Here is a 1,335-nt window from a genome sequence, read left to right as displayed (position 1 = left end):
AACTTAAAAGTAAATCTTATGTTTAATTATTTTGAGTCACAACAGCTGTGTTGTTACCATTTTGGTTAATGATACTAAGATTATTGTTACCAGTTTGCTGGACATTTAAAGAATTAGATGTTCCAAATACGCCTCCAGATTGTATAGATATGGACTCGTTACCCGTACCATTTTGAACGATATTCGCTATGCTTCCTTCATTATATTGTGAAGCCTCTGTTCGGTTATCTCCACCACCCTGGGTGATTGTCAATTCATTAAATTCTCCCTCTTGAGTGAAATATGCACTGTTTACGCCATCATTTTGTTGAATTATTGTCATATTTCCCTCACCTACACCTCTTTGGAAGCCATTTACATAGTCATCACCTTCCTGCAATACCGTAACTTCATCAGAATCGCCTCTTTGCTCCACATGGGCTTCGTTAGAGAAACCTGTTTGGGTGAAATCTCCGATATTTCCAATCCCTAGTTGCCCATTAGTTACATAATTATTATCATCGGTTTGGTTAATGTTGGTGGAGTTATTATCACTTGATTGGACAACAAATGCCCCATTGAAGTTGCCATTTTGTTTAATTCTAACATAGTTGTCATTGCCTGTACTGTAGGATTCTAAAGCATTATTTCTCCCATCCTGATCAATTATGCCATTATTTCCATTTCCGGATTGAACAAAGTAAGCAAAGCTACCCATTGCAGGCTCATTATCACCTGTATTTTGGTTCACTTTAACCGTATTATTATCACCCACCTGAGATATTTCAGCATAATTATCATCATAACGCTGGGTTATTTTGGCAGTATTACCAGAAGTACCAAGACTGTTTTGATCTACCCAAGCAATATTCCTTTGTGAGCGCCCCACACCTTGGTCAATAGTGGTCTCATTGCTGTTCCCTACTTGGTTAATAATAGCGATGTTGTCATCACCATCGCTTTCTACTTTTGCGGAGTTAGCATCTCCATCTTGTGATACATTAGCAATGTTGAAGTATCCTATATCAGCTGATTGATCGTTATCATTGTTCCCTTTTTGATCCACCTCTACTTCATTTCCATCTCCATTGGAGCTAATGATGGAAATATTATTTCCCCCAATTTGAGAAACCGTGGCATTGTTTGCTAGGTCACCATCTACACTGCTTTGAGTAACTGTAGATTCATTTACTCCTTGTTGGTTCACAGAAGCAGAATTGTTTCCAGTTTGATAAACGGTTGAGGAATTTTGAGCTGTAGCAAAAGTTGAAACAAAAAGACTCGCAAACCCAATTAAGAATAGCTTTTTCATAATAAATTAAAGTGAACTGAATTGATTAAAGAAATTGATGGTTT

1 protein-coding gene is annotated in these 1,335 nt (G+C 37.2%); it reads right to left on the bottom strand.

Features of this window, described 5'->3' with window-relative positions; genetic code table 11:
* Positions 1 to 22: 22 nt before the first annotated feature.
* Positions 23 to 1,291 carry a hypothetical protein gene (locus E1171_RS01285; RefSeq protein ID WP_155203311.1) on the bottom strand — a complete coding sequence of 423 codons (1,269 nt, stop codon included), beginning with the start codon at positions 1,289 to 1,291 and terminating at the stop codon, positions 23 to 25.
* Positions 1,292 to 1,335: the final 44 nt, after the last annotated feature.

This window comes from Xanthovirga aplysinae, assembly GCF_009711365.1.
Classification (GTDB): Bacteria; Bacteroidota; Bacteroidia; order Cytophagales; family Cyclobacteriaceae; genus Xanthovirga; species Xanthovirga aplysinae.
Note: the sequence above shows the minus strand (reverse complement) of the source record. Positions and strands in the feature narration are given on the sequence as shown.